This is a genomic window from Mesorhizobium sp. WSM4311 (assembly GCF_002295115.1).
GTDB lineage: Bacteria > Pseudomonadota > Alphaproteobacteria > Rhizobiales > Rhizobiaceae > Mesorhizobium.
In genome coordinates this window covers 32,371-55,439 of the sequence record NZ_NSFV01000006.1, presented here as the reverse complement: position 1 = coordinate 55,439, position 23,069 = coordinate 32,371, and the positions used below count along the sequence as shown (strand labels likewise).

Annotated in this window: 22 protein-coding genes and 1 pseudogene; 11 read left to right on the top strand and 12 right to left on the bottom strand. The window is 63.3% G+C overall.

Going from position 1 to position 23,069, the window contains the following annotated elements; all coding sequences use genetic code 11:
* The first annotated feature begins 20 nt into the window (after positions 1–20).
* Positions 21–992, top strand: coding sequence for a phosphonate ABC transporter, permease protein PhnE (gene phnE / locus CK226_RS17250; RefSeq protein ID WP_095792565.1), 972 nt, complete (start codon positions 21–23; stop codon positions 990–992).
* Between the two features lie 3 nt (positions 993–995).
* Positions 996–2,363 carry a phosphonate ABC transporter, permease protein PhnE gene (gene phnE, locus CK226_RS17245; RefSeq protein WP_095792564.1) on the top strand — a complete coding sequence of 456 codons (1,368 nt, stop codon included), beginning with the start codon at positions 996–998 and terminating at the stop codon, positions 2,361–2,363.
* Positions 2,364–2,410: 47 nt separating this feature from the next.
* On the opposite strand, the gene CK226_RS17240 is transcribed toward phnE (CK226_RS17245), so the two are convergent.
* From CK226_RS17240 to CK226_RS17230, 3 genes are read right to left on the bottom strand one after another with little or no spacing between them, the layout of a single operon-like run.
* Positions 2,411–3,262 (bottom strand): sugar phosphate isomerase/epimerase, encoded by an 852-nt coding sequence (locus CK226_RS17240; protein ID WP_095772413.1) that lies wholly within the window; start codon positions 3,260–3,262, stop codon positions 2,411–2,413.
* Positions 3,263–3,304: 42 nt separating this feature from the next.
* Entirely contained in the window at positions 3,305–4,492 is a 1,188-nt protein-coding gene (locus CK226_RS17235; RefSeq protein ID WP_095772412.1) for a Gfo/Idh/MocA family oxidoreductase, read from the bottom strand.
* Between the two features lie 51 nt (positions 4,493–4,543).
* Positions 4,544–5,599 carry a sugar phosphate isomerase/epimerase gene (locus CK226_RS17230; RefSeq protein WP_095772715.1) on the bottom strand — a complete coding sequence of 352 codons (1,056 nt, stop codon included), beginning with the start codon at positions 5,597–5,599 and terminating at the stop codon, positions 4,544–4,546.
* A 401-nt stretch (positions 5,600–6,000) separates the two neighbouring features.
* Between CK226_RS17230 and CK226_RS17225 the strand changes: the two genes are divergently transcribed.
* The 5 genes from CK226_RS17225 to CK226_RS17205 are packed head-to-tail and all read left to right on the top strand — an operon-like array spanning position 6,001 to position 10,265.
* On the top strand, positions 6,001–6,888 hold the full coding sequence (locus CK226_RS17225) for a sugar phosphate isomerase/epimerase (RefSeq protein ID WP_095792563.1): 888 nt from the start codon (positions 6,001–6,003) through the stop codon (positions 6,886–6,888).
* Positions 6,889–6,948: 60 nt separating this feature from the next.
* Positions 6,949–8,118, top strand: a complete 1,170-nt coding sequence (locus CK226_RS17220; protein ID WP_095792562.1) for a mandelate racemase/muconate lactonizing enzyme family protein — start codon at positions 6,949–6,951, stop codon at positions 8,116–8,118.
* 2 nt (positions 8,119–8,120) lie between these two features.
* Positions 8,121–8,840, top strand: a complete 720-nt coding sequence (locus CK226_RS17215; RefSeq protein WP_095772410.1) for a FadR/GntR family transcriptional regulator — start codon at positions 8,121–8,123, stop codon at positions 8,838–8,840.
* 2 nt (positions 8,841–8,842) lie between these two features.
* A complete protein-coding gene (locus tag CK226_RS17210) occupies positions 8,843–9,835 on the top strand; it encodes a hydroxyacid dehydrogenase (RefSeq protein WP_179296404.1) in 993 nt (330 codons plus the stop codon).
* A gap of 40 nt (positions 9,836–9,875) precedes the next feature.
* Positions 9,876–10,265 (top strand): hypothetical protein, encoded by a 390-nt coding sequence (locus tag CK226_RS17205; RefSeq protein ID WP_095772409.1) that lies wholly within the window; start codon positions 9,876–9,878, stop codon positions 10,263–10,265.
* A gap of 24 nt (positions 10,266–10,289) precedes the next feature.
* Here CK226_RS17205 and CK226_RS17200 read toward each other — a convergent pair whose 3' ends face one another.
* Positions 10,290–11,585 (bottom strand): amidase, encoded by a 1,296-nt coding sequence (locus CK226_RS17200; RefSeq protein WP_095792561.1) that lies wholly within the window; start codon positions 11,583–11,585, stop codon positions 10,290–10,292.
* A gap of 115 nt (positions 11,586–11,700) precedes the next feature.
* On the opposite strand from CK226_RS17200, the gene CK226_RS17195 reads away from it, so the two are divergent.
* Positions 11,701–12,048, top strand: a complete 348-nt coding sequence (locus CK226_RS17195; RefSeq protein ID WP_095792560.1) for a GFA family protein — start codon at positions 11,701–11,703, stop codon at positions 12,046–12,048.
* Between the two features lie 117 nt (positions 12,049–12,165).
* On the opposite strand, the pseudogene CK226_RS17190 reads toward CK226_RS17195, so the two are convergent.
* The 8 genes and pseudogenes from CK226_RS17190 to CK226_RS17155 all read right to left on the bottom strand — a co-directional run.
* Positions 12,166–12,919: pseudogene (locus tag CK226_RS17190) on the bottom strand (ABC transporter ATP-binding protein); the annotation flags it as partial.
* Between the two features lie 116 nt (positions 12,920–13,035).
* On the bottom strand, positions 13,036–13,476 hold the full coding sequence (locus tag CK226_RS17185; RefSeq protein WP_095792559.1) for a hypothetical protein: 441 nt from the start codon (positions 13,474–13,476) through the stop codon (positions 13,036–13,038).
* Entirely contained in the window at positions 13,473–14,561 is a 1,089-nt protein-coding gene (locus CK226_RS17180) for an ABC transporter ATP-binding protein (protein ID WP_095792558.1), read from the bottom strand. The genes CK226_RS17185 and CK226_RS17180 overlap by 4 nt, the downstream gene beginning before the upstream one ends.
* Position 14,562: 1 nt before the next feature.
* Positions 14,563–15,501, bottom strand: a complete 939-nt coding sequence (locus CK226_RS17175; protein WP_095792557.1) for a carbohydrate ABC transporter permease — start codon at positions 15,499–15,501, stop codon at positions 14,563–14,565.
* A gap of 3 nt (positions 15,502–15,504) precedes the next feature.
* On the bottom strand, positions 15,505–16,461 hold the full coding sequence (locus CK226_RS17170) for a sugar ABC transporter permease (RefSeq protein WP_244604648.1): 957 nt from the start codon (positions 16,459–16,461) through the stop codon (positions 15,505–15,507).
* Between the two features lie 184 nt (positions 16,462–16,645).
* The gene (locus tag CK226_RS17165; protein ID WP_095772403.1) at positions 16,646–18,079 is read right to left on the bottom strand and encodes an ABC transporter substrate-binding protein; all 1,434 of its coding nucleotides are present in this window, start codon (positions 18,077–18,079) and stop codon (positions 16,646–16,648) included.
* A 46-nt stretch (positions 18,080–18,125) separates the two neighbouring features.
* Positions 18,126–19,238 carry an ABC transporter ATP-binding protein gene (locus tag CK226_RS17160; protein ID WP_095792556.1) on the bottom strand — a complete coding sequence of 371 codons (1,113 nt, stop codon included), beginning with the start codon at positions 19,236–19,238 and terminating at the stop codon, positions 18,126–18,128.
* 439 nt (positions 19,239–19,677) lie between these two features.
* Positions 19,678–20,337 (bottom strand): TetR/AcrR family transcriptional regulator, encoded by a 660-nt coding sequence (locus CK226_RS17155; protein WP_095792555.1) that lies wholly within the window; start codon positions 20,335–20,337, stop codon positions 19,678–19,680.
* 106 nt (positions 20,338–20,443) lie between these two features.
* On the opposite strand from CK226_RS17155, the gene CK226_RS17150 reads away from it, so the two are divergent.
* From CK226_RS17150 to CK226_RS17140, 3 genes are read left to right on the top strand one after another with little or no spacing between them, the layout of a single operon-like run.
* Entirely contained in the window at positions 20,444–21,640 is a 1,197-nt protein-coding gene (locus CK226_RS17150) for a Tm-1-like ATP-binding domain-containing protein (RefSeq protein WP_095792554.1), read from the top strand.
* Positions 21,641–21,651: 11 nt separating this feature from the next.
* Positions 21,652–22,518 carry a phosphoenolpyruvate hydrolase family protein gene (locus CK226_RS17145; protein ID WP_095792553.1) on the top strand — a complete coding sequence of 289 codons (867 nt, stop codon included), beginning with the start codon at positions 21,652–21,654 and terminating at the stop codon, positions 22,516–22,518.
* 4 nt (positions 22,519–22,522) lie between these two features.
* Entirely contained in the window at positions 22,523–22,939 is a 417-nt protein-coding gene (locus tag CK226_RS17140; RefSeq protein WP_095792552.1) for a cupin domain-containing protein, read from the top strand.
* The last annotated feature ends 130 nt before the right edge of the window (positions 22,940–23,069 follow it).

Below are 23,069 nucleotides of genomic sequence, written 5' to 3'. Positions count from 1 at the left end.
CCCTTTTTGCATCTCCGATCATGACCCTTTCCGTGACAGCCCCTTCTTTGACAACCCCTTTTGGCGCGCCCCAGCAGATGGCCGATGCCTGGCGACGCCAGACGTCGCTGCGCCGGTTCTATACAGTGCTCGGCGTCGGCCTGCTGCTGGCCGCGATGTTCGCCAGCATGTGGTTCGCCGACGAAGCAAATGCCGGGCACTTCTTCGACAGGCTGCCGCATATTCTGGATTTCCTAAGCTGGCTGGTCCCCAAGGACTGGAACGACGTCTGGCGGGCACTGTTCGACATTGCCTCGCCGCATGACACCGGCACCCAGGAATACAATTTCCCGCTCGGACGGATCTTTGTCTGGGGCGGATTCTACATTCCCGAATATTTCGAGCTGATGCTGACCACGGTGAACGTGGCGCTGGTCTCGACCTTCATCGGCTTTGTCTTCGCGGTGCCGTTTTCCTTCATCGCGGCGCGCAATCTGACACCTCATCCGGCCCTGCGGCTGATCGTCAAGCGCTTCATGGAGCTGCTGCGCGCGTTCCCTGAGATCGTCATTGCCGGCCTGTTCGCGGCCATCGTCTCCATTGGCCCGATCGCCGCCATCATCGCCATCGGCCTGCATTCGATCGGCGCGCTCGGCAAGCTGTTCTATGAGATCAACGAAAACATCGACATGCGCGCCGAGGAAGGCCTGCGCGCGGTCGGCGCCAACTGGTTCGAGCGCGTGCGCTTCGCCGACCTGCCGCAGGTGCTGCCCAATTTCATGTCCTACACGCTGCTGCGCGTCGAGATCAATGTCCGCGCCTCGACCATCATCGGCGCCGTCGGCGGCGGCGGCATCGGCGAGGAATTGAAGCTCTCCATCTCTCGCGGCTTCGGCGCCAAGACGCTGGCGCTGGTGCTGCTCTTGTTCACGACCATCTTCATCATCGACCAGTTCTCCGCCTGGCTACGCCGCAAGCTGGTCGGCGAACAGGCCTTTATGATGGGCGCATAAACCATGGCGACAATGACCGCCGAGGAGATATTGTCGATCGAGGAGCGATATCCGCAAGTGTTCCGGCGGCCGCTGTACAAACGCTTCGCTCCGCTGTTCCTGTTCATCGGCATCCTGACCTATCTGGTCTATGTCCTGTGGTTCTTCAGCCTGCCGCAAGTGCTGCGGGAATCGCACTGGGAACGTCTGCCGCTGTTCCTGACACAATGGATCAGCTACGACCTGCAACCGGAATTCCGCCTCGACCAGCCTGAGATCACGCCAAAATACCCGCGCTTTTCCGCGCTTGGCGAGAACCCCAACCCCGACTGGGTGATCAGGAATCGAGACGGCACCTTCACCGTGCTGATCGATGGTCCGGCGAAATCCGTCACCTTCGACAAGGCGCAGGCAACGATCGTGGCCAACGGCCAGACCGTGCCGGTTTCGCTGACAAGCGGCAAGCCGGTGATATCAGGCCCGATGCCGGACTGGATCACCGCGCACGACGACGAGGTGGTTGCCAAGATGGGCTTCGTCGGCGAGGTGCGCGTCACCGTCGACCGCGTCAAGGTGCGCAAGCGCTTCCTCGGCTGGGCGAATTTCGTCTTCGATACGCGCTCGCCCTTCTTCGGCAAATCAACGGGAGAGGTGATCTCGCTGATCGTGTCCGGGCCCGAACTGAAGCCGGGCACGTCGAACCTGACGCTGGCAGGCGACAACATCTGGAACAACGCCCAGTGGCAGCATGGCGACGTTTGGACGAAGCTGCTGCAGACCATCGTCATGGCGTTCCTGGGCACGCTGCTTGGCGGCATCGTCGCCTTCCCGCTCGCCTTCTTCGCCGCCCGCAACATCACGCCGAGCGGCGTCCTCAGCCAGGTCCTGAAACGCTTCTTCGACTTCATGCGCTCGGTCGACATGCTGATCTGGGCACTGTTCTTCACCCGTGCGTTCGGCCCCGGCCCGCTTGCGGGCAGTGCCGCGATCTTCTTCACCGAGATCGGCACGCTCGGCAAAACCTACTCCGAGGCGCTTGAGAACATCGACGACAAGCCGCGCGAAGGTGTGTTGTCGACCGGCGCCAACGGCCTTCTGGTGCAGCGCTACGGCGTGATGCCTGAAGTCATCCCGGTCTTCATCAGCCAGACGCTCTACCAGTGGGAGTCCAACACCCGCGGTGCCACCATCATCGGCGCCGTCGGCGCCGGCGGCATCGGCCTGAAATTGTGGGAAGCGATGCGCACCAACTCCAACTGGGCCAACGTCTTCTACATGGTGCTGCTGATCCTGCTGGTCGTCTTCATCTTCGACAACATCTCGAACTTCCTGCGCCGCCGGCTGAGCCGGACGATTCACGACTACAACAGACTCCAGGCCGAGCAGGGGTGATGCCCTCGGCTCCAGGATCGACAGCGGCTCAAAGCGCCTTCGTGGTTCTAAGCGGCTTTCCTCCACCCATTCCTGATATGCTTATAGCCCTCGCGATAAACTGCTTCCGGCGTTTCGGAAAAATCGCGCCACACCTTTGTCGCCGCCGCCAGATCCTTCAGCGACCGTCCGAAGGCCTCGATCGTCAGCCAGTCGTCATAGCCGCTCTTGCGGATCGCCGCGAACGTCTCTTTCCACGGGATGTTACCGCGCCCCGGCACGCCGCGATCGTTCTCCGATATGTGGATGTGCACGACATTCCTGCGATGCTTCGTATAGGCGCCGATCGGGTCGGCCTCCTCGATATTGGCATGAAAGGTGTCGTACATCGCCTTGATATGCGGTCGGCCGACGGCATCGATGTGCTCCGACAGATCCGCCATCGTGTTGAAAAGATAACATTCGAAGCGGTTCAGCGCCTCCAGCCCGATGGTCACGTTCCGCGTGCCGGCATGGTCGCCGATGGCGCGCTGCGAGGCGATGGAACGGTTCTTCTCGGCGGGTGTCGGCCCTCTGCCGGAAAAGGCGCCGAGCGTCGAGTGCAGCGGCCCGCTGAGCGTCCTGGCGCCGAGCGCGTCGGCGCAATCAACAGCCCATTTCATGTAAGCGATACCGGCCTTGCGCGTTGCCGCATCCGGCGAAATCAGGTTCATTGCCGGATCGCCCATCGCCGAGACCGCGGTGCGCTCCAGCCCGATGCGATCGAGCAGGTCGCCGAGCTTTTTGTAGTCGTCAGGCGTACCGGCGAAAATCGGTATCTCGACACCGTCAAAGCCTGTCGCCTTGATGTCGCGAAGCAGCGGCTCGTGTTTTTTCGAGACGCTGGTCGTCCACAAGAACATGCACATGCCGATTTTCATCGACAGCCCTCCCCCGTTCGATCCCCCCGGATCATTCTTGTTTTAGAGCTTCGTCCACGCCCCATTCTTCTTCGACGATTTCACGCAGGCCTCGATGAAGGCCATGCCTTCGACGCCATCCTGGATGGTCGGGAAGACGACGTCCTTGGCCGGCTTGCCACCCTTCTTGCGCGCCGCGCGGATGGCGCGTGCAGCCTCCTGATAGATATTGGCGAAGCCTTCGAGGTAGCCCTCGGGATGGCCTGACGGTACGCGGCTCACACGGCCCGCCACCGGCAGCGCGCCGGCGCCGTTGCGGGTGATCAACTGCTTGGGCTGGCCGAACGGCGTGTACCAGAGGTAGTTCGGATCGGCCTGCACCCATTCCAGCCCGCCCTTCGAGCCATAGATGCGCAGCTTCAGCCCGTTCTCGTGGCCCGGCGCCACCTGGCTGGCCCAAATCATGCCCTTGGCCGGATGCGTCTTGCCGGTGGACTTGAAGCGCAGCATGACGTTGACATTGTCGTCGAGCAGCCGCCCCGGCACGAACGCATCGAGATCGGCCGACAGCGAATCCAGCTCCAGCCCGGAGACGAAGCGGGCGAGATTGTAGGCATGGGTGCCGATGTCGCCCAGCGCGCCGCCGGCGCCCGCCTGCTTGGGATCGCCGCGCCATGAGGCCTGCTTCTGGCCGGTGGCGGCGAGATCCTCGGTCAGCCAGTCCTGCGGATATTCCGACTGCACGATGCGGATGTCGCCAAGGATACCCTTGGCCACCATTTCGCGTGCCTGCCGCACCATTGGATAGGCGGTGTAGTTGTGGGTAAGCACGAACACCTTGCCGGTCTTCTCGACCACCGCGGCGAGCTTTTTCGCCTCGGCCAGTGTCGTCGCCAGCGGCTTGTCGCAGATCACGTGGATGCCGGCCTCGAGGAAGGCCTTGGCCGCCGGCACATGGACATTGTTGGGCGTGACGATGGCCACCGCCTCGATGCCGTCGGGGCGCTTGGCCTCGGCCTTGGCCATCTCGGCATAGGAAGCGTAGCTGCGGTCCGGATCGAGCCCGAGTTCGGCGGCCGAAGCCTTGGCGCGCTCGGGGTTCGCCGACAGCGCACCAGCCACCAGCACGAACTCATTGTCCAGGCGCGCCGCGATGCGGTGCACCGCGCCGATGAAGGCGCCTTGCCCGCCGCCGATCATACCATAGCGGATCGGGCCGCCTCCCGTTTCCGATTTCGATGCGCCGACCATGTTTTCTCCCTCGTGTCTTGGATGCCCCCCTCGCGGGGGGAGCAAGTCGCTTCAAATTCCCATCATCGCGCGCAGCACTTTCTTGTCCGTCGCGCCACCGGCGAAGTCGTCGAATGCCTTCTCCGTCACGCGGATGATGTGGTGCTGGATGAAAGGCGCCCCTTCGGCCGCTCCGTCCTCGGGGTGCTTCAGGCAGCACTCCCATTCCAGCACCGCCCAGGAATCATAATTGTACTGCGTCAGCTTGGAGAAGATGCCGCCGAAATCCACCTGCCCGTCGCCGAGCGAGCGGAAGCGTCCTGCGCGGTTGGTCCAGCTCTGATAGCCGGAATAGACGCCTTGCCGGCCGGTCGGGTTGAACTCGGCGTCCTTGACGTGGAAGGCCTTTATGCGCTCGTGGTAGATGTCGATGAATTCGAGATAGTCGAGCTGCTGCAGCAGGAAGTGCGACGGGTCGTAGTTGATGTTGCAGCGCTTGTGGCCACCGACCGCGTCGAGGAACATCTCGAAGGTGGCACCGTCGAACACGTCCTCGCCGGGATGGATTTCGTAGCCGACATCGACGCCATTGTCCTCATAGACGTCGAGGATCGGCTTCCAGCGCTTGCCGAGTTCGGCGAAGGCCTCCTCGATCAGACCGGCCGGCCGCTGCGGCCAGGGGTAGAGGTAGGGAAAGGCCAGCGCGCCGGAGAAGGACACCGAAGCCTTGAGGCCGAGATTCTTCGAGGCTTTGGCGCCGAACTTCATCTGTTCGACCGCCCATTTCTGCCGCGCCTTGGGATTGTTGTGGACCGAAGCCGGCGCAAAGCCGTCGAACTGCGCGTCATAGGCAGGATGCACCGCCACCAACTGTCCCTGCAGATGCGTCGACAATTCGGTGATCTCGACGCCGGCATCGGCGCAAATACCCTTCACCTCGTCGCAATAGGCCTTGGAAGACGCCGCTTTCTCGAGGTCGAACAGGCGCGCGTCCCAGGTCGGGATCTGCACGCCCTTATAGCCGAGACCGGCGGCCCATTTGGTGATCGCGGCCAGCGAATTGAACGGCGCTGCGTCACCCGCGAACTGCGCCAGAAACAGTCCAGGGCCCTTCATTGTCGTCGGCATCGGCATCCTCCCTCATTGTGTCGCGACCAAGCATAGCGCCGATTGGAAGCAGGGCCAGCCATTTTGGTCTTTTTGCATCGGGCGCTTTGCAGGCACTGCCATTCTGGTATTACCAAATAGGGGAATTTGGTCAAGCCTGACAATGCATCGGCCGAGCCAATCGGATGCCCGAAGCATTGGCATATATCACAATATAATCAATGTAATAATTCACGCGGCGAGTTGCGCCTCCACGCTTCTTGCCGTTCCAGGCAATTTGCTGTAGACCTCGCTTAAGGCCCAATTGGTCGAACCAGTTTGCAGGAAAAGGCTGGGGATGCCTTGGGGAGGAACCCTTGCGCCGTCTTTCGGCGACGCATGCCGAAGGCAAACGATACGGACGAATTTGGGAAGGACAGACCATGCATCTTTCGACGCACAACTGGATGCGGGCGGAACCATTGGAGACGACGCTCAAGCGCATCAAGAAGTTCGGCTATGAGTCGATCGAGATTTCCGGCGAGCCCGAGCAGTACAAGACCAAGGAGACGCGGGCGCTGTTGAAGGAGCATGGCATTCGCTGCTGGGGCGCGGTGACCTTGATGCTGGGCGAACGCAACCTTGCCGCCAAGAACCAGGGCCAGCGCGAGCGCTCCGTGCAGTACGTCAAGGACGTGCTGACCATGGTCAGCGAGCTCGATGGCGAGATCATCACGCTCGTCCCCGCGACGGTCGGCAAGGTCGTGCCGGACGGCACCGAGGAAGAGGAATGGAAATGGGTGGTCGACGCGACCCGCGAATGCTTCACCCATGCCAAGAAGGTCGGCGTCAAGATCGCCGTCGAGCCGCTCAACCGCTTCGAGACCTACCTGTTCAATCGCGGCGCCCAGGCGCTGGCGCTAGCCGACGCGGTCAGCCCCGAATGCGGCGTATGCCTCGACGCCTACCACATCCATATGGAGGAATTTAACGTCTACGACGCCATCCGTAAGGTCGGAAAGCGCTTGTTCGACTTCCATGTCGCCGACAACAACCGCTTCGCAGCCGGCCTCGGCCAGATCGATTGGGCGAAGATCGTCGCCACCTTGAAGGAAGTCGGCTACGACGGCGCGCTGACCAATGAATTCGTCGCCCCGGTCGACCGCACGCCGGCGGCACCCTATCCCGAAATGGTCGAGCGCCACCCGGTCGATATCTCGCCTGAGCAGCTGAAGTTCATCCAGGACCACGGCTCCAGCGTGCTGACCGAGAAATTCTACACCGACCAGATGCGCATCACCGCCGAAACGCTGCTGCCGCTGATCAAGTAGTCGACGACTGTTGGGAAATTTGCCCTTTCGCCCTGACCGGCGGCGGGGCTGGGGAAAGACATGCGCATCAAGACCGTCCAAGCCTGGTGGGTCCGCATCCCGATCGAAGCCGCTCGGCAGCACCGCAGCGACTTCGGCCAGGTGACGACCTTCGACGCCGCCATCCTGCGCATCGAAACCGATGACGGACTGGTCGGCTGGGGCGAAGGCAAGAACGCAGCCGGCAGCGCCGGCAGCTACGGCGCCCTCGTCCATATGCTGAACCAGGAGGTCGGGCCGCAGCTGATCGGCCGCCATCCGGCCGACATCGGCATCATCTGGGAAATGCTCTACAATGGCGTGCGCCACGACAGTGCCGCCCGCGCCGGCCACGCCATGCCGCAACTGGCGCGGCGCGGCGTGAGCATCGCCGCCATCAGCGCCGTCGACATCGCGCTTTGGGATATCCTCGGCAAGTCGCTCGGCCAGCCGGTCTGGCGGCTGCTCGGCGGCCGCAAGATCGACCGCATGCAGGCCTATGCCTCGGGCGGCTGGGCGTCCGCCGATGCTATCGGTGAACAGTTGAAATCCTACATCGCCCGGGGCGGCTTCAAGGCGCTGAAGATGCGGGTCGGCGCCATGGATGGCGCCGCCCACGTCTCGGCGGCCCGCGTCCGCGCCGCGCGCCGGGCGCTCGGCCCCGATGTCGAGCTGATGGTCGACGCCCACGGCACCTATACGGTGGCGGAGGCCAAGCGCTTCATCCACCTCGTCAACGACCTCGACCTCGCCTGGTTCGAGGAACCGGTGATCGCCGACGACAAGCCGGGCATGGCGGAAGTGCGTGCCTCCGGCGCCGTGCCGATCGCCACTGGCGAAAGCGAGGCGACGCGCTATGCCTTCCGCGACCTTGCCGTGCTCAAGGCCGCCGACATCTTCCAGCCCGATCCCGCCTTTTGCGGCGGCATCAGCGAGGCGATGAAGATCGGCACCATCGCCAGCGCCTTCAATCTGCGCTTTGCGCCGCATCTGTGGGCCGGCGCGCCCTGTTTCTTCGCCGGGCTGCATGTCTGCGCCGCCTCGCCGTCGAGTTTCACCGTCGAATATTCGCTCGGCGCCAACCCGATGATCCACGATCTGATCGAAGAGACTGTCGAAGCACAGGACGGTATGATAGCGATCCCGGAAAAGCCCGGATTGGGATTCACCGTTTCTGAGCGATTCCTGGAGGCGCACGCGCAACGCAATTGACGATGAAAGAAAAGAACCTTCTCGCGGAACTCGCAGCCTATCTGTTCTCCCACTCGGACAAGGAGAGCGGCCGCACCCCATCCGAACGTGAACTGGCGGAGCATTTCGCCGTCAGCCGCGGCCAGATCCGCGAGGCGCTGGCCATCCTCGAAGCCATGCGCATCGTCGAGCGGCGCGCCAAATCCGGCATCTACATCGACACCAAGCAGGCGAGCGTCGAGGCGCTGGCGCTGTTCGCGCGCGCAGGCCTGCCGCTCGATCCCTTGCAGATTTACGAGACGGTCGAGTTGCGCAAGATCCACGAGATCAAGGCCGCCGAGCTTGCCTGCTCGCGCGCCACCGAGGAGAATTTCGAGCGGCTGCGCGAGATCCTCAAGGCTTCCGAGGAACGCATCGCCGCCGGCGAAGGTCTGGCCAAGGAGGACCGCGAATTCCACCTCGAGATCGTGCGCGCCACCAAGAACAGCGTCTTCCACAACATCTGCAGCGTCTACTATCTGATGGGCGAACAGCGCCTGCCGATCTACTTCAATGACCCCGAACGAAGCGTGCGTTCGCATGCCGAGCATGTGCAGATCTACGAGGCGCTGCTGCGCCGCGACGGCAATCTCGCCCAGGCGCTGATGAGCGCCCACCTGCAAGGGGCGGAGAGCTACTGGAAGGGCCTGATCGAGGGCGGCATGGCGGCTGCGCCCGCGAGCCCGACGCTCGAAAAGGCCTGAGAATGGCCCAGACCTTGCCGAAGATCCTGTCGACCCATCCGCTGCACCCGCGCGCCTCGGCCAAGCTCGCCGGCGCCGGCCAGCTCGTCATCGCATCGGCCCTCGATCCCGCCACCTTGACCCGGGAGGCCAAGGACGCCGATATCGTCATCGTACGCGCGCCGCTGCCGCCGGCGCTGTTCGAGGGCGCCTGGAGGCTGAGGGCAGCCATCCGCCATGGCGCCGGGCTCGACATGATCCCTATGGAGGCGGCGACCGCCGCCGGCGTGCTGGTGGCCAATGTGCCGGCGGTCAATGCCCGTTCGGTTGCGGAACACGTCATGTTTGCCGCACTTGCGCTGCTGCGGCAATTCCGCAGGGTCGACCGCGACCTGCGCGCCAAGGGCTGGCTCGCCGGGCGCGAGCATGCCAACGCCAACATCGAGCTCGCCGGCAAGACCATCGGCATTGTCGGCCTCGGCGCCGTCGGCCAGGCCGTCGGCCATATCGCTGCGCACGGTTTCGACCTCAAGGTGGTGGCAACGACGCGCAGCATGCAGCCGGCGCCCGAGAAAGTCGGCTTCCTGTCGATCGACGCGCTGGTCGAGCAAAGCGACATCATCGTGCTCTGCTGTCCGCTGACGCCGGAGACGCGCGGTCTGATCAGCCGCGAGCGCATCGCCCGCATGAAACCCAATGCGCTTTTGATCAACGTTTCGCGTGGGCCGGTCGTCGATGACGACGCCCTGATCGAGGCCCTGCGGGAGCGCCGCATCGGCGGTGCGGCACTCGACGTGTTTTCGACGCAGCCGCTGCCGTCCAATCATCCCTATTTCGGCTTCGACAACGTCATCATCACCCCGCATATGGCAGGCATTACCGAGGAATCGATGATGCGCATGGGCATCGGCGCGGCGGGCGAAGCGTTGCTGGTGCTAGACGGCAAGCTGCCGTTCAATCTGCGCAATCCGGAAGCGGCCGATCACTACCGGCGGCGTTTTCCGCTCGACCTATAGCAATCGCGGTTTCGCCCCAATTCTCCGCGACGGTGCGGCCATGTCCGGTCTTCGCCTCGCATTCCTGATTGCCGCAGCCTCGCCCATCGGCGCCCTGCCGGCATTCGCCGCGGCTCAGAGCAGCTATGTCTATTGCGACAATGGGTTGCGCTGCTTCAAGGCGCCCTGCCCGTCGAACAGCGCTCTCGACCTTGCCACCGGCAACATCATCAAGGGTGTGTCGATCGACGCCAGCGGATTGCCGCAGGCCGACAAGGCGATAACGGATCAGTCCGACGTGCTTTACAACGGGAAGATCGTCGTCAGGGGTTCGATCGAGCACCGCACCCAGACCATCACCGGCAAGGATTACAGCCGGCCATGGCTGGTCGCGACGCGCATCGTGCGCACCGCCAAGGACAGCGAACGCAAGCATTGTTCATCGCCCTGATCCGCAACTGAGATTCACGACCGGTCAGCCGCCAAGCAGCCTCTCCACTTCGGCGGCTATCCGCAGCAGACGCCGGTCATGGCCGTTGCGCGCAACCAGCATCAGCCCAGCCGGTAGCGCCATGTCGGGCATGGGCAGCGAGATCGCGCAGAGATCGAACTGGTTGGCGACCTGCGTGTTGCGCAGCAGCAGGCCTTCGATGCGGTCGCGCAACTCGGCATCCTTGGCCATGGAAACGATGGTCGGCGCCATCAACGGCGTGGTCGGCAAGGCCAGCACATCCACCGAGGCCAATCGCTCATCCATGGCAGCGATAAGCGCGGCGCGGCGGCGCAACGCCCTGATATAGACCGGCGCCGGCAGCATCGCCGCCCGCGACAAAGGCCCGCTGACATGCGGATCGACCGGCACCGACGCCCCTGTCGCCAACCAGTCGGCATGCACTTCGGCCCCTTCCATGGCAGCGATCGAGCCCCGCTTGGTGGCGGTCCTGAATTCCGCGATCATGTCGTCGATCACCAGATCGGCCATGCGCGCGCCGGCCTGTTCGATCTTGCCGAGGCAATGCTCGAACGCCGCGGCAACTTCACCTTCGGTGTCGCCAAAAAGAACGCCGCGCGGCACACCGACCCGAAGTCCCGCGAGCGATACGGCCGCCAGTTCGGTCGGCACCTCGCCGGCCATCACCGCGTCCGCGGCGGCACATTGCGCAACGGTTGGGGCAAGCGGCCCGATCGAGTCCAGGGTGCCGGACAGCGGAAAGGCGCCGGTCAGCGGCACCCGCCGCGCCGTCGGCTTGAAACCAACCACACCATTGAGCGCCGCCGGAATGCGGATCGAGCCGCCGGTATCGTAACCGATGGAGATATCGCTCGTCCCCTCGCCGACGGAAACGCCGGCGCCTGAGGACGAACCACCGGGAATACGGCTGGCATCGACGGCATTGCCTGGCGTGCCGTAGTGCATGTTGTCGCCAATCGCCGTGAAGGCGAATTCGGTCATGTTGGTCTTGCCGATGATGACCGCACCGGCTTGCCGAAGCCGGCTGACGATGGCGGCGTCGCGCGCGGCGGGCGCAGCGGTCTTTCGCATCAGCGAGCCGGCCGTGGTCGCCTCGCCGGCGACATCGAACAGATCCTTGACCGAGACGATCGTGCCGTCGAGCGGTCCGAGGGTCACGCCGGCTCGGCTACGGGCGTCGCTGGCATCAGCCGCCGCCCGCGCGGCGTCGATATAGAGCTTGGTGAAGACCTTTTCGTCGGCCGCACGATTGGCAAGACGTGACAGGATGATTTCGAGACGGTCGCGGATGGATTGCATGTCGATGTCGGACTCCGTCAGGATGCAACGTCTTTAAGGCAGGCAGCCGGTTGGGCCTGCGAAAGGGATGACCCGCCCGCATACCTTTGCACCTGCCAGCGATAGGAAGATACTGATGCTCTACAAAGGCAGCTGTCATTGCGGCAAGATCGCCTTCGAATTCAAGGCGGAACTGACCGGCGCCATCAGGTGCAATTGTTCGATCTGCTCGCGCAAGGGCGCGCTCTTATGCGCCATCCCGCATGAGAGCCTGACGGTCCTGGCCTGGGGCGATGACCTTGGCACCTATACATTCGGCAACCACGCCATGGCGCACCGCTTCTGCCGCGCCTGCGGCATCCACCCTTTCGCGGAGGACGTCCGTGAAGGCACTGAGCGCAGCGCCTATATCAACCTCAACTGCGTCGCCGATGTCGACCCATCCACCTTGTCGATCTTCGACTTCGACGGACGCTCGGCGTGAAGCGATTCCGGATTGCCTTACCGGTAGCCGGTTGCGTCGGCGGGTTTGCCGGCGTGCGTGATCTTGCTGATCAACGAGACGCCCTACGAGACCTACCTGGCGAAGTAACCGGACGCTCTATCCGGCGTGACGCAAGCTGACGCCACTGCCCTTGTCGACAAGCACCACCTTGTCCGGGTTCCAGGCAAAGCGCACGGGCTGCTCGATAGCGACATCGGTCTTTGCCGGCACCGTGGCGCGCAGCGTCGTATCGCCGACGCGCAGCGTCAGGATCTTTTCGACGCCATGGTTCTCGACATCATGGACGCGCGCTTCGACCGGAACGCCGCTCTCGAGATAGACGTCTTCCGGACGGATGCCGAAGACGAGCGGGCGACCGTCGGTCGCTCCACTCGCCTTGGCCCCCTGAAAATGGCAGTTCGAACTTCAACGGCGCCATCACCGCGCGGCCGTTTACCAGCTTGCCCTCGATGAGGGTCATCGGCGGCGAGCCGACAAAGCTCGCCACATAAGTGTCGCGCGGATTGTTGTAGATCTCGTGCGGGGTGCCGGTCTGGACGATGCGGCCGTGGTTCAAGACGCCGACCTTGTCGCCCATCGACATCGCCTCGATCTGGTCATGGGTAACGAACAGGAAGGTGGCGCCGAGCTGTATCTGCAGGTTCTTCAGTTCCGTGCGCAGCGCCTCGCCCAGCTTGGCGTCGAGTGCCGACAGCGGTTCGTCCATCAGGAACACGCGCGGCTTGCGCACGATGGCGCGGCCGATCGAGACCCGCTGCATCTCGCCACCGGACAGGCGATCGGTCTTGCGGTCAAGCAGATGTTCGATCCGCAGCGTACGGGCCGCGCGGTCGACTCGGTCCTTGATCTCGGCATCGGGTCCTCCGGTCAAGCCGGAGGATGACGGCGTGAGAGTTGAGAGGGCGACGCACACCGACCGGCGCGGACCGGCGCGAGCGCGACCTGCCGGATAGCGTCAGCTGCTGATCATCGCGCTGTCTTGTTGAGAGCGGTGACGACCAGCGCGAGAATCACCGCCGCGGCGGCGATTTCCCACACGAAAGCCTGCTTGTAGAAAGGCGGCGTGGCGAGCTGCGCCTTGCCGGCGAGAGTGTTGGGGTCCGGTGGATTGAGGAAGAAGACGCCGTAGAGATGCGCCGCCGTGATCGAAACCAGCAGCGCAATGCAGAACACCAGCGCCACGACCAGCGCTACGGTCACCACACTGCGCACCTTGACGCCCGGCTGGGCCAACGGCAGCAGGTTGTTGATGAGTCCGGCAAGCACCACGAGACCGCTGCCGACCGCGTACAGGCCGATGGAAAAGGGTTGGAAGATCAGCATCAGCGCCATGACGCCGAGGCCAATGATGAAGACCTCGAGGCAGAACGCGCCGGCGCGGCTCATGCCGGAAGAACTGTCGCTCATGACCGCACCGCCTTTCCAGCGCCATCGAAGACATGGGTTTGCCTGGGATCGGGGCGTAGATTCAGCGCCTCGCCGACCTTGACCCGCTGGCTTCTCGTCACCACGACGCGGATGTCGGCGCCTGCCGCCGTGCGGGCATGAATAAGGGTTTCGGCGCCCATGGGCTCGATGAGCTCGGCCCGGGCGGAGATGGTGCCACGGTCCCCCGTATCGGTCGCGGTGAAGGCGCGGGGGCGGACACCGATCGTCACCCTGCCGGGCTGCAGGCGCCCGACCGCCGCGTCCGTGCGGATCGCCAGATTAATGCCGGCCACGGCCATCTCCGCCGTGCCATCGGCGAAGGTCTTGAGGTCGGCCTCGAGAAGATTCATCTGCGGCGTGCCGATGAAGCTCGCCACGAAAGCATTGGCGGGCTTGGCAAAAACCTCGTGCGGTGAGCCGACTTGCTCGATCAGGCCGTCCTTCATGATGGCGATGCGGTCGGCCATGGTGAGCGCTTCGAGCTGGTCATGGGTCACGATCACGGTCGCTTTGGAGAGGCCCTGCAGCACTTCCTTGATCTGGCCACGCATGCTCTGGCGCAGTTCGACATCGAGACGCGACAAGGGCTCGTCGAAGAGGAAGCAATTGGGGTCGCGGACGATGGCGCGGGCCATGGCGGCGCGCTGCTTTTCGCCCTCGGATATCTGGTTCGGCAGCCGGTCGAGAACGTGCTCCAAGTGGAGGATCGCGGCGACGCGGTTGACGCGGGCAGTCCGCTCAGCCCTGGAAATGCCGTCATGATAGAGCGGGAAGGCGATGTTCTCGCCGACCGATGCCGACGGGTAGAGCGCGTAGAACTGGAACACCATGGCGATGTCGCGCTTTTCGGGCGGCAGGTTGTTCATCACCTTGCCGGCGATGACGACCTCGCCGTCAGTGACGCTTTCCAGCCCGGCGATGACGCGCAGGGTCGTCGTCTTGCCACATCCGGACGGGCCGAGAAGGCAGACGACCTCACCGGCGGCCACCGACAGGTCAACGTCCTTGACTGCGGTGAAAGAGCCGAAACGCTTGGTGACTTTGCGGAGTTCGATGGTTGACATCTCAGCGCTTCACGGTGCCGAAGGTAACGCCGCGCAACAGATGGTTTTGCAAGAAGAAGGTGACCAGGAAGACTGGGACGAGGAACAGGGTTTCGATGGCGGCAAGCAAAGTCCAGTCGGTGCCGCGTCCACCCGACGACACGGCCTGGTTCATGGCGACCGGGACCGTTCTCGTGTCGGGCCCCGAGAGCAACAGGGCGAAGAGGAACTCGTTCCAGGTGAGGATCAGGCCGAACACGAACGTGGCGGCGAGCCCGGCAATGACCTGGGGCAGGCAAATCTTGAAGAACACCCGCATTCCGGACGATCCGTCGATGCGGGCGGCATCCTCGACGTCTGGCGACAATTCATCGAAGAAGCTCTTCATCATCCAGATGGTGAAGGCCAGGTTGAAGGCGGTGTAGAGCATGATGATGCCGAGATACGAGCCCGACAGGCCCACTACGCGGAACATCAGGATCACCGGAATGATCACCACAATCGCCGGCAGCATCCGCGTGGTCAGGATGATGAACAGGTAGGTGTCATTGCCTTTCAGCGGATAGCGCGAGAAGCCGAAGGCCGCCAGGGTGCCGATGACCAGCGCCAGCAGCACCGACGCCGAGGCGATGAAGATCGAGTTGAAGAAATAACGGTCGAATCCTGTCGCTTCCGGGGCACCGTCCGGCGTCATCGAGCGGGAAAAGACGGACCCAAAATTTTCGAGCGTGGGCTTGAACACAAAATGGTCCGGAATCAAGCCGAACAGCGACGTGGGCGACAGCGTTGGAGGCACCAGGAGCGCGTCGCCCTGCGGTTTGAAGGCGGTGAATATGATGAACAGCACCGGCAGAAAATAGATAAAGGCGACGATGGCCACGCCGAGCGTCCGCCCCCAGCCGGCCTTGTCTACTCCGCTGGCCCTGCCGAAGCCGAGCTTTCCCAATATCGATTCGGCCACGGGTCAGGCTCCCTTCGTACGGCGGTTTGCGAGGTACAGGTAGAGGTTGGTGAGAACGATCACCATGAACAGCATCAGATAGGAGATCGCCGCGCCCTCACTCGTCTTGTTCTGCTCGTTGGCGATGCGGATCAAGTGATAGGAGATCGTCAGTGTGTCGTTGCCGCCCTTGGTGAGGAGGATGACGAGATCCGCCAGCTTGAATGCCTCGATGGTGCGGAAGAGAAGGGCCAACATCAGAAGGCCGCGGATGTAGGGGAAGGTGATCATCCAGAATTGCCGCCAGCTGGAAATACGGTCGATGGCAGCGGCCTCGTAAAGGTATTTCGGCACCGAGACGAGGCCCGCCAGCACAAGGAGCATGACGAAGGGCGACCACATCCATGCGTCGGCGAAAACGATTCCCGCCACGGCACCGACTTTGTTGCTCATCAGGATGAACTGGTTGCCGGAGATGGAATTGATGACGTAGCTGAGAATCCCGAATGTCGGGTCATAGTAGTAGGTGAAGAACACGCCAGAGGCGACAACCGAAAGCATCATCGGTGTCAGCACCAGGATCAACAAATACTTGCGCAGCGGAAATTGCTTGGCGAACAGGATGGCCAGCAGAAAGCCGACGATCATCTGCGCGGAGACGGTGAACACGACGAACATGGCGGTATTGATCAGCGCGCCCCAGGTCGCGTGAGCAGCGAGATCGTTGGTAAGGATCCGGACGTAGTTCCCGAGTCCGACGAAGCGGATCGTCTGCTGGTTTGCCTGGTAGGCGAAGAACGAAAGGCCCAGCGACCACAGCAGGGGGAAGATATTCATCACAAACAGAACGGCGATTGCCGGAGCGACCAGCAGGGCGCCGAAGTAGTGGCGGCGATACGCGTTGACGGTAAATGCGGCCGCGACCAACGCCGCCGCGGCGCCCACCACCCAGAAGGAGACAGCCGCCGGCAAGCCCGCCATTGATATGGCCGACACGACGACAGCGACAGCGATGGCGAGTTTCCAGTTGTGGGCAACAACCGCGGTAAGGCGTGGTGTCAGCAGCGTGCTTGAAACAGCGGTCATGGGAGTCCGAAATATGGAGCGCCTGGCGTGGCAATGATGGGGAGCGGCTTTGCCCGCTCCCCGCAGCTATGTCGGAAGGTTACTGGATAAGGCCAGCGTTCTTCAGGAGGTCCTCCTGGAACTTGGCGATGTTATCCAGGGTGGTCTTGGCGTCCTGCTTGCCAGTGATGGCTAGGTCGTACTGGTCCTGCTGCTGGGTGAGCAGTTCGAAGAACTGCGGCACGTGCCACATGTCCTTCTGCCAGTCGAGCGAGTTCGCCCAGGCGCGGTCCCACGGACGATAGGTCACGTATTTCGGATCGCTGTAGACCGACTTGATCGCGGACTGGCCGCCGGCGGCGGCGAACTGGTGCTGGATATCGGGCGAGAGCCACCACTTCACGAAGCCCACCGCTTCCTTGATTTGCTCAGGCGTCGTCCAGGTGGTGAGGACGAAAGGCTGTCCGCCGATCTGTGACGTACGATTCACCTTTCCGTCGGGGCCGCGCAGGCCTGGCGCCAATCCGAACACCAGCTTGTCGGCAACCTTCGACGTCTTGGGATCGAGCGAGGCTTCGCCGAGACCGATCCAGTCGATGTTCATGGCCACCTTGCCTTCACGGAACAACTGGTCCGAGACGAAGATGTCCATGGTGCCCGTCTTGACCACCGGCGGCATGTACTTCAGCAATTTGAGGAAATGCTCCATGCCCTCGATGGACTTCGGGGAGTTTACGACGCCTTCGGCATGTCCGGTCGGGGCCTTGGTTTCATCCCAGATGCCGCCGCCATGCTGCCAGACGAACGTGTGGACCGAGCTCGTCGAGAAGTCGTAGCCTTTGCCTGCCTGATAGGCGATGCCGTAGAAATCGTCATCCAGCACCTGGCCGGCGAGCTTGTCGCCCTTCTTGCGCTGGAAGAATTCGCCAACATGCTCGAACGTGTTCCAGTCCATGGCGTCGATTTCTTCGCCGGTGCAGGGCAGCTTCTCATTGTACTTCGCCTTGAAGGCGGCCTGCTCGTCGTCGTTGCAGAGCACGTCCTTGCGGCCGTAGGTGACCAGCACGTCCGGGAACTGCGGGAAGCCGTAGTAGTTCGGCGTGCTGTTGGGATAGGTCGAGTAGGCGTTGAGCACGGCGGGATGCATCGACTCCATCGCCGCCTTGAGTTCCGGGTCGGCATCAATGAGATCGTTGATCTTGCGGAAGTAGCCGCCTTCAACGAAGGCGCCCAACCACTGCGAGTCCGACACGATGAAGTTGTACTTCTTTTCGCCCGAGGTCAACGAGGCGTTGACGCGGGTGTAGAAATCCGGCCACGGAATGAAGTCGACATCGAGCTTCACGGTATTGCCAGACTTGGGCTTGTACTGCTCGTCGAAGAACTTCTTCATAATGCGGGTCGGGGGCCAATCCGGCACCGCCATCGTCAACGTCACTTCTTCGGCAGAGGCATAGGTCACGCCTCCCACCAGTAGCGTGGCAGCGAAGCTTGCGGCTGTCGCTAGCCCTTTCACTTTGGTCATCGCCGTCATTCGCGTTTCCTCCCTTGGTTAACCGGATTGCTTCTCGCCGTTCGCGTCAGGTCATTGCCTGGCCGCTCACGGCGCGGAAGACGTGGATTTTCCTGTTATCGATGGCGATCGATGCCGAATCGCCGGTCCTGATGCTGGCGGCGATCGCTTCCGGCAGCACCATGCGCAACATCTCGCCCCCGGCCTCGACCGAGACGATCGTGATGTCGCCGAGCGGTTCGACCAGATGCACCTTCGAGGCAACCCCGGCTTCGCCCTTGGCGGCGAGCCGAATGTCGCTCGGGCGAATGCCGATCAGCGCGGCCTCGCCGGCATCGGCAGTCTTTGGCGCCGTCGCCGGAACCAGAGTCCCGAGCGGCGTGTCGAAAGACCTGGTGTCGGCGCGCACCGAGGCCGTGAACAGATTCATGTGCGGCGAGCCGATCTTGCTGGCGACATAGGTATGGATCGGGTGCTCGTAAAGCTCGTCCGGCGTGCCGATCTGGACGATGCCGCCATCGCGCATGACGGCGATCGTCTCGCCCATCGAAAGAGCCTCGAGCTCGTCGGGCGTGGCATAGATCACGGTCATCCCGAACTGGCGGTGCAGCCGCTTCAGCTCGGCGCGCGTCTCGTGCCGAAGCTTGGCGTCGAGATTGGTGAGCGGCTCATCGAGGAGAAGAATCTTTGGCCGGCGGATCAGGGAGCGGCCGAGCGCGACGCGCTGCTGCTCTCCGCCGGACAGGGTTGCCGGCTTGGCCTTCAGGCGGTGTGTCAGCTTCAGGATCTCGGCGGTCTCTTTCACCCGCTTGTCGATCTCGGCGCGCGCGGCTTTCTCCTCGCGCAGCGGATAGGCGAGATTGTCGTAGACCGTGAGGTGGGGGTAAAGCGCGAAAGACTGGAAGACCATCGAGATGCCGCGGCCGGCGATCGGCGCATGGGTCATGTCGCGGCCGCCGATCTCAAGCCTGCCGGAGTCGGCCTGGACGAGGCCGGCGATAGTGCGCAGCGTCGTTGTCTTGCCAACCGAGCTCGGCCCGAAGAGTACGAAGAAGCGGCCTTCGTCGACGGCGAAGCTCAGGTCGTTGATGGCGCGCACGGATCCATAGGCTTTGCTGAGCCCATCGAGGCGCAGCGCAATCCCTTTGCCGGCACTGGCGCGAGGCGACGTCTGCGTCACGATGCGCCACCTCGTGCGGACGGAACACGCGCCATCCGTGTGATCCTCCTCGCCCTGCCGAAATGGACTGCGGCTGTCATTCCCGATCCGCCTTTTCTTTCCTAATCTGGTATTACCAATTTAAGATGCTCGTCAAGCGCTTTCTTGAAATTCGCCGTCACCAAAATAAGCTGAACACGTCCGCTATATGTGGGTATTTCCTTCATTTTTGGCAATTCTCCACCTTCATCCCCTTCGCAAAACGCCAATCCCCAAAATCACTGAAATCGCCGACCTTCAAATCTGGTCGAACCAGATTCGCTCCGAGCTACCGCGGCGACCGCCCCGGATTGCCCTCGACGCCCCCCCAATCCGGTCCGCGTCGGGAGAAGTCTCATATCCTGCATCCGCCTTCGTCCAACCCTCCTCCATGCCCAACTCACGCCGCCACCACCACTGGTCAGGATGGCGTCCGGAGTCGCGCCTGGCGCACCAGCGCTGAGGCCGCCCACCGGGCGACGGCCAGGGCCTTGCCGCTGTCCAGGCCCCAGATGTCCTTCAGCACAATCAGCAGTTCGACGCCGAAAATCAGCGACAGCGCCTGCGCCAGGCGCTCGAATTCGCGCGGCGGCAGCTCGCCCCTCAGTGGCGCAAGCGCATCCTCCAGCAGGTCCATGCGATGGCCACGGGTGAAGGGTGGCTCGCCGCCCAGCGTGCCGGCCTGGCGCCGCGCCCATTGATCGAGCGACAGCTTCAATGCCGCCTTGAATGTGGCTTCGAACGCCTCGATGCGCGGCATGGCGGTGTCGAACAATTCGATGACCCGGCGCTCGGCATCGGCGGAGGTCGATTGCCAGGTGAGGATTGGCCCCAGCCCCTCGTCGACGACGGCCTGCACCAGTGCGGCCTGGCTCGGAAAATAACGATAGGCGGTGGCGCGGGAAACCTCGGCCGCCTCCGCAACCTCGCTGACCGACGGCGTGACGCCCGCCTGCATCAGTCTTGTCGCTGTCTCGAGCATCAGCCGTTTCGTACGCGCGCGCGGTCCTCGCTCCAGCGCTGGGCCGCTTCCCCGCTCGGCGTCGTCGCTCGCCGTGGATTGTTGACGTGAGACATCCATATCAATACGATACGCGCGTCTCAAAAATTTGCAATGACCTTCGCATCGTCGAACGGCCGGGCAATGAGCGGCAGACGCATCGCGCCTGCCTGGATTGGGGAACGCAATGAAGCGCATCTATGTGGTGGGCACCGCCGACACCAAGGGCGAGGAACTCGCCTTCCTGGCCGATGCGATCGCTGCAACGGGTGCCGCCGTTTCCCGCGTCGATGTCGGAACGCGCGACGCAACAATACCCGTCGACATCAGCGCGAACGACATTGCCGGCCACCACCCCGGCGGCAGTGACGCCGTGCTCGGCGGCGATGATCGTGGCGCCGCGGTAGCCAGCATGGGCGTCGCCTTCACCCGCTTCGTCCAGTCGCGAAACGACATCGCCGCCATGATCGGCATTGGCGGCGGCGGCGGCACGTCGATCATCACAGCGGGCATGCGCGCGCTGCCGCTCGGCCTGCCGAAAATCATGGTCTCGACGCTCGCCTCGGGCGACACGGCTCCCTATGTCGATGTCTCCGACATCATCATGATGCCGTCGGTGACCGACATGGCCGGGCTGAACCGGCTCTCCCGCGTCGTGCTGCACAATGCCGCCCAGGCGATAGCGGGCATGGCGGCAAGGCCGGCGCCGCCGCCCGATGGCAGGCCGTCGATAGGGTTGACCATGTTCGGCGTCACCACGCCTTGCGTCAGCGCCATCGCCGACCAGCTTCGCTCCGCGTATGATTGCATGGTCTTCCACGCCACCGGCACCGGCGGCCGCAGCATGGAAAAGCTGGCCGACAGCGGCCTGCTGTCCGGTGTCATCGACATCACCACGACAGAGGTCTGCGACCTGTTGTTCGGCGGCGTCTTGCCGGCGACGGAAGACCGCTTCGGCGCGATCGCCCGCACCGGCCTGCCCTATGTCGGCTCGGTCGGCGCGCTCGACATGGTCAATTTCTGGGCGCCCTCGACCATTCCGGAACGCTATCGCGGACGGCTGTTCTACGAGCACAATCCCAACGTCACGCTGATGCGCACCACTGCCGACGAGTGTCGCAAGATCGGCGAGTGGATCGGCGGCAGGCTCGCCCTCTGCGAGGGGCCGGTGCGTTTCCTCATCCCGGAGAAAGGCGTCTCGGCGCTCGACATCGAGGGCGGCGCCTTCTTCGATCCGCAGGCCGACGCCGTGCTGTTCGACGCCATCGAGCTCTCGATCAAGCCGAGTGCGACGCGCCGCGTCACGCGCTTGCCGCTGCACATCAACGACCCCGAATTCGCCAGGGCCGCGGTCGCGGCCTTTCTCGAAATCGCCAGACACTGAGGTTCCAGAATATGCCCGCAATACCGCGCAAGGACATACTGAAGAAATTCAGGGGAATGATCGACAAGGGCGTGCCGATTGTCGGCGGGGGCGCCGGCACCGGCCTGTCGGCCAAGGCCGAGGAGGCCGGCGGTATCGATCTGATCATCATCTACAATTCCGGCCGCTACCGCATGGCCGGACGCGGCTCGGCCGCCGGCCTGCTCGCCTATGGCAATGCCAACGAAATCGTCAAGGAAATGGCCTATGAGGTGCTGCCGGTGGTCAGGCACACGCCGGTGCTGGCCGGCGTCAACGGCACCGACCCGTTCGTCATCATGCCGCTGCTTCTGGCCGAGCTGAAGACGATGGGCTTTTCCGGCGTGCAGAATTTCCCGACCATCGGCCTGTTCGACGGTAGCATGCGGCAGAGTTTCGAGGAGACCGGCATGGGCTTCGGGCTCGAGGTCGACATGATCGCCGAGGCGCACAAGCTCGACCTCTTGACCACGCCCTATGTCTTCAACCCGGACGAGGCGCGCGCCATGACCAAGGCCGGGGCCGACATCGTCGTCGCCCATATGGGCGTGACGACTGGCGGCTCGATCGGCGCCACCTCGGCCAAGTCGCTCGACGATTGCGTCGTCGCGATCGACGCCATCGCCGACGCCGCCCGCTCGGTGCGCAAGGACGTCATCTTGCTTTGCCATGGCGGGCCGATCTCCATGCCGGACGATGCCCGTTACATTCTGTCTCGCGCCAAGGGCCTGCATGGCTTCTATGGCGCGAGCTCCATGGAGAGGCTGCCGGCGGAAGCCGCGATTGCCCGGCAGACGGCCGATTTCAAGGCGGTGACGCTTGGCGGCGACAAAACGACCGCAAAGAAAAAGAAGGGATGAGATCATGACCGACAAGAGCAAGCTGTTTGTCTATCCGAAGGACGTCGGCGCCTTCGGCTTCGATTGGGGCCGACTGGCCCTGACAGTCGCTCCGGAAGTGAATGGCGCTGAGCGCTTTTCCGGCGGCGTCGTCGATCTGCCCTCCGGCAAGGGCCACACCCGCCACAACCATCCGGGCGCCGAGGAAATCATCTTCGTCATCTCCGGCCATGGCGAGCAGATGGTCGAGGACGAGAAGGGCAATCCGGTGGTCGCGAAGGTCGGCCCCGGCTGCACCATCTATGTGCCGGAGAGCCGTTTCCATTCGACGCTGAATACGGGCGACGGGCCGATGCAGCTGTTCGTTGTTTACTCGCCGGCTGGGCCGGAACTGGTGTTGCGCGAACTGCCGGATTTCCGGCTGATTCCCGTGGGGCAGTGATAAAGTTTTATAGGGCGGCGCCGCCCCTCATTGTCCTGCCGGACATTTCTCCCCGTAGAACGGGGAGAAAGACGCTGTCATCGACGACTGCTCCCTTCTCCCCGTTCTACGGGAAGAAGGTGCCGGCAGG

What these genes read in the sequence shown, in the direction of transcription:
- phnE (WP_095792565.1), top strand. Translation starts at nt 21, where the DNA reads ATGACCCTTTCCGTGACAGCCCCTTCTTTGACAACCCCTTTTGGCGCG.
- phnE (WP_095792564.1), top strand. Translation starts at nt 996, where the DNA reads ATGGCGACAATGACCGCCGAGGAGATATTGTCGATCGAGGAGCGATAT.
- CK226_RS17240 (WP_095772413.1), bottom strand. Translation starts at nt 3,262, where the DNA reads ATGAAAATCGGCATGTGCATGTTCTTGTGGACGACCAGCGTCTCGAAA.
- CK226_RS17235 (WP_095772412.1), bottom strand. Translation starts at nt 4,492, where the DNA reads ATGGTCGGCGCATCGAAATCGGAAACGGGAGGCGGCCCGATCCGCTAT.
- CK226_RS17230 (WP_095772715.1), bottom strand. Translation starts at nt 5,599, where the DNA reads ATGCCGACGACAATGAAGGGCCCTGGACTGTTTCTGGCGCAGTTCGCG.
- CK226_RS17225 (WP_095792563.1), top strand. Translation starts at nt 6,001, where the DNA reads ATGCATCTTTCGACGCACAACTGGATGCGGGCGGAACCATTGGAGACG.
- CK226_RS17220 (WP_095792562.1), top strand. Translation starts at nt 6,949, where the DNA reads ATGCGCATCAAGACCGTCCAAGCCTGGTGGGTCCGCATCCCGATCGAA.
- CK226_RS17215 (WP_095772410.1), top strand. Translation starts at nt 8,121, where the DNA reads ATGAAAGAAAAGAACCTTCTCGCGGAACTCGCAGCCTATCTGTTCTCC.
- CK226_RS17210 (WP_179296404.1), top strand. Translation starts at nt 8,843, where the DNA reads ATGGCCCAGACCTTGCCGAAGATCCTGTCGACCCATCCGCTGCACCCG.
- CK226_RS17205 (WP_095772409.1), top strand. Translation starts at nt 9,876, where the DNA reads ATGTCCGGTCTTCGCCTCGCATTCCTGATTGCCGCAGCCTCGCCCATC.
- CK226_RS17200 (WP_095792561.1), bottom strand. Translation starts at nt 11,585, where the DNA reads ATGCAATCCATCCGCGACCGTCTCGAAATCATCCTGTCACGTCTTGCC.
- CK226_RS17195 (WP_095792560.1), top strand. Translation starts at nt 11,701, where the DNA reads ATGCTCTACAAAGGCAGCTGTCATTGCGGCAAGATCGCCTTCGAATTC.
- CK226_RS17185 (WP_095792559.1), bottom strand. Translation starts at nt 13,476, where the DNA reads ATGAGCGACAGTTCTTCCGGCATGAGCCGCGCCGGCGCGTTCTGCCTC.
- CK226_RS17180 (WP_095792558.1), bottom strand. Translation starts at nt 14,561, where the DNA reads ATGTCAACCATCGAACTCCGCAAAGTCACCAAGCGTTTCGGCTCTTTC.
- CK226_RS17170 (WP_244604648.1), bottom strand. Translation starts at nt 16,461, where the DNA reads ATGGCGGGCTTGCCGGCGGCTGTCTCCTTCTGGGTGGTGGGCGCCGCG.
- CK226_RS17165 (WP_095772403.1), bottom strand. Translation starts at nt 18,079, where the DNA reads ATGACGGCGATGACCAAAGTGAAAGGGCTAGCGACAGCCGCAAGCTTC.
- CK226_RS17155 (WP_095792555.1), bottom strand. Translation starts at nt 20,337, where the DNA reads ATGGATGTCTCACGTCAACAATCCACGGCGAGCGACGACGCCGAGCGG.
- CK226_RS17150 (WP_095792554.1), top strand. Translation starts at nt 20,444, where the DNA reads ATGAAGCGCATCTATGTGGTGGGCACCGCCGACACCAAGGGCGAGGAA.
- CK226_RS17145 (WP_095792553.1), top strand. Translation starts at nt 21,652, where the DNA reads ATGCCCGCAATACCGCGCAAGGACATACTGAAGAAATTCAGGGGAATG.
- CK226_RS17140 (WP_095792552.1), top strand. Translation starts at nt 22,523, where the DNA reads ATGACCGACAAGAGCAAGCTGTTTGTCTATCCGAAGGACGTCGGCGCC.